Below are 3,978 nucleotides of genomic sequence, written 5' to 3' on the forward strand. Positions count from 1 at the left end.
GCAGGGGCGAGTCACGGACTCGCCCCTGCCCAATTTAGCCGATGGTTGCGACCAGCCGGCGCAGGTCCTCCATGGTGGGATCGATGATGTGCGGCCGGCCGGTGGCCTTGATGGCGCTGGCCACGTCCTTCAGCCCGTTGCCGGTGATCAGCACCACGATGCGTTCGTCCGGGTCCAGACGTCCCTCGCGCAGCATTTTGCGCAGGCCGGCCAGGCTGGTGACGCCGGCCGGCTCCCCAAACACCGCCGCACCCCTTGCCAGCACGCGCATGGCATCCAGGATTTCCTCGTCGCTGACGGTGATGAACTCGCCGCCGGTCTGCCGCACCGCCCGCAGGGCCTTGATGCGGTCCCGCGGGATGCCCACGGAGATGGAATCCGCCAGCGTGTTCGGGACAATCGGTTCAATCTCTTCGGTGCCCTTGCGCCAGGCGTTGTAGAGCACCGCCGAACCCTCTGCCTGTACCCCCATCAGCTTCGGCATCTTGTCGATGAAGCCCAGGGCGTACAGATCGCGCAAGCCCTTCCACAGGCCCCCGATGATACAGCCATCGCCCACGGAGACGAAGATGCGGTCGGGCGCCTGCCAGTTCAGTTGTTCGCAGATTTCCAGCGCGGCCGTTTTCTTCCCCTCGGAGAGATAGGGGTTGTAGGCGGTGTTGCGGGAGTACCAGCCGTATTCCGCCGAAGCCTTGAGGCAGAGGTCGAAGGCCTCGTCGTAGGTGCCGTTGATGGCGATCACGTTGGCGCCGAAGATCAGCAGTTGGGCGATCTTGGCCTCGGGCGCGGTCTTGGGCACGAAGATATAGGTCTTGATGCCGACGGAGGCGGCCAGGCCGGCGACCGACGAAGCGGCGTTCCCCGTGGAAGCCGCGGTAATCACCCCCCGTCCCAGCTCCAGCGCCTTGGCCACTCCCACCGCGCTGGCGCGATCCTTCAGCGAAGCGGTGGGATTGCGCCCATCATCCTTGACCCAGAGATGGCGCAGGCCCAATTGGCCGGCCAACCGGTCAGCTTTGTACAGGGGCGTCCATCCCACCTGCAGGGGCGGCAGGGTATCCCGGCTTCGCAGGGGGAGGAGATCGAAATAGCGCCAGATGGAGGGCGTGCGATCCTCCGCCAGTTTCTCTTTGGTCAGCCGGCGGGCGATCTTGTCATAATCATATATCACATCCACAATGCCCTCATCGCCGTGCTTGGGGCAGACGTACAGAATCTCGTCCGGCGCATATTCCGCGCCGCATATCATGCACTTGAGCCCTTTGACGTGATCCATCGTGATTTGCTCCTTGTCAGTATGGCGTATGGCATTCCAGGGCGCGGCCGGCGCGTTGGCCCAGATGTTCGCCGCCGGCGGCGCTCAGCACGCCGTTGACGAAGACATGGGTGATGCCGGCCGGATGCCGGCAGGGGGCCTCATACGTGGCGAGGTCCGCGACAACAGCCGGGTCAAAAATCACCAGGTCGGCCCAGTATCCCTCGCGCACCAGCCCACGATCGCGCAGGCCCAGGCGCTGTGCCGGCAGGGAGGTCATTTTGCGCACCGCCTCCTGCAGGGGAAGAAGCCGGCGTTCCCGCACGTAGTGTCCCAGCACCCGGGGATAGGCCCCGTAAGCGCGCGGGTGGGGCCTGCCGGCCAGCAGGCCGTCGGTGGAGACCATCTGGAGGGGGTGCCGCATGATGCGCTCCACGTCCTCCTCGCTCATGCAGAAGTCCACCATGGTGACGGCCAACTGCTCTTCCCACAGCAGGTCCATAACCGCCTCCGCGGCAGGCTTGTGCATGCAGCCGGCGATAGCGAGGAGGCTTTTGCCTACCGCCCAGCGGTTCCGCTCCGACCCCACCCAGGTGATGAAGATGTTCTCCGGGCCGACAGCGGCCAGGAAATTGTCCCAGGAGGTGTCCTGCTCCATATCGCGGCGCATTTGCTCGCGTGCGGCGGGGTCCTGCAGGCGGGCCAGCAGGGCCTCCGCCCCACCTTCATGTGCCCAAGGGGGCAGGAGCACGGAGAGGCTGGTGGAGCCGGCGGTGTAGGGATACTGGTCGAATGTCACATCAATGCCCGCCTCGCGGGCACGTTCCAGCCGCTCCAGTGCCAGGATGCTTTTGCCCCAGTTGGGCCGGCCAAAGACCTTGAAATGGGAAACGTGGAGCGCGACACCGCTCTCCGCCGCAATATCCAAGACTTCCTCCAGCGCTTCCAGCAGGCGGTCCCCTTCACTGCGCAGATGCACGACGAAGATGCCGCCGTAGCCCGCGACCACCCGGCAAAGCCGCACCAGTTCTTCCCGCTGGGCGAAATAGCAGGGTGCGTAAATGAGACCGCTGGAGAGGCCGGCGGCCCCCTCTTCCATGGACTGGTGCAACAGCCGCTCCATCTCTGCCAGCTCCGCCGCGCTGGCCGGCCGGTTGGCCATGCCCACGACCCCCACCCGCAGGGTGCCGTGCCCCACCAGCGAGAGGGCATTGACCGACGGCCGGGCGGCGTTCAGGGCCTCCAGGTAGCCGGCGAAGCTTTGCCAACTGGGCGCCAGGTCCGGGTTGCCGTTCATGCCGGCCACCAGCCGGCGGAGCATGTCCGCTTCCTGTGCCGGCCAGGGGGCCAGCGAGAAACCGTCCTGCCCCAACAGTTCCGTCGTCACCCCCTGCAGGAGTTTGGGATGATGCAGGGGGTTGGTCAACAACCACCAGTCGGAATGGGCGTGCATGTCGATGAAGCCGGGGCAGACCGTCAGCCCCTCGGCTTCGATGGTATGTCGGGCGGGCAGGTCGAGGTGATGCCGTATGGCGGCGATGCGCCCGCCGGCGATACCGATGTCGGCGCGGAACCAGGGGTTGCCCGTGCCGTCGACGATGCGCCCATTGCGTATGAGGTAATCGAGCATGCCGTACCCCCAGGAAGGAGATCATACGGTGCGGGCCGATGCCGGCGGCGCACCGCACCGATTATACTCCATCTGAGGGATAGGGCAATTGCCCGGGGTCAGCTATGGGACGATGCGCGTGCCGGTTTCGCCGGCCAGGGCGCGTTCGATGTTCTCCGGGTTGGTGATGATGGCTTCCTTGCCGCCGTGCTCCAGGTATTCGATGATGGCCTGGATCTTCGGCAGCATGCTTCCCTTCTTGAAATGCCCTTCGGCCATATACGCCTTGGCCTCCGCCAGGGTCATGCGGTCCAACCAGACCTGATTGGGCTGGCCGAAGTTCAGCGCCACCTTTTCGACGGCGGTGGAGATGAGGAACAGGTCCGCCCGGATGTTGCGCGCCAGCAGGGAGGAGGCCAGGTCTTTGTCGATGACTGCGGCGATGCCCTGCAGGTCTCCCTGTTCGTTGCGGATGACAGGGATGCCGCCGCCGCCGACGGCGATGACGATGATGCCGGCGTCCACCATAGTCTTGATGACGTCCTGCTCGAGGATTTCCAGGGGGCGCGGTGAGGCGACGACGCGGCGCCATCCGCGGCCGGCGTCCTCGATAACGTGCCAGCCCTCTTCCATGCGCCGGCGGGCCGTGGCCTCGTCCATGAACGATCCAATGGGCTTGGTGGGGTTCTGGAAGGCCGGGTCGTTGCGGTCCACCAGCACCTGCGTCACCACGGTCGCCACCGGCTTGTGCATGTTCATCCGCCGGAACTCATTCATCAGCACCTGCTGGAACATGTAGCCGATAGCGCCCTGTGTATCGGCGACGCAGGAATCCAGCGGGACCTCATGCAGTTCATGGGCGGCCAGCTCCGAACGCCGCAGGATAAATCCCACTTGGGGGCCGTTGCCGTGCGTCAGCACCACATCCCATCCCTGCGCGATCATGCGGGCGATATGCTTGCCGGTTTCCCGCGCCGCATCCCACTGGTCCGGAACGGTCTGGTGCTGAGCGTCTTTGATCAGGGAATTACCGCCGACTGCAACGACTGCAACCTTTCGACTCATGTCCTGTTCTCCCGTCACCGTAGACGTGTTATGACGTTCTCTCCAAATC

The 3,978-nt window shown here is 65.0% G+C and carries 3 protein-coding genes; all 3 read right to left on the bottom strand.

Features of this window, described 5'->3' with window-relative positions; genetic code table 11:
• Positions 1–34 precede the first annotated feature (34 nt).
• Complete coding sequence (locus H5T60_12480) at positions 35–1,276, bottom strand: threonine synthase (protein MBC7243248.1); 1,242 nt, start codon at positions 1,274–1,276, stop codon at positions 35–37.
• A 16-nt stretch (positions 1,277–1,292) separates the two neighbouring features.
• Positions 1,293–2,885 (bottom strand): D-aminoacylase, encoded by a 1,593-nt coding sequence (locus H5T60_12485; protein MBC7243249.1) that lies wholly within the window; start codon positions 2,883–2,885, stop codon positions 1,293–1,295.
• A 102-nt stretch (positions 2,886–2,987) separates the two neighbouring features.
• Positions 2,988–3,929 carry a carbamate kinase gene (gene arcC, locus H5T60_12490; protein MBC7243250.1) on the bottom strand — a complete coding sequence of 314 codons (942 nt, stop codon included), beginning with the start codon at positions 3,927–3,929 and terminating at the stop codon, positions 2,988–2,990.
• Positions 3,930–3,978: the final 49 nt, after the last annotated feature.

This window comes from Anaerolineae bacterium (assembly GCA_014360855.1).
GTDB lineage: Bacteria > Chloroflexota > Anaerolineae > JACIWP01 > JACIWP01 > JACIWP01.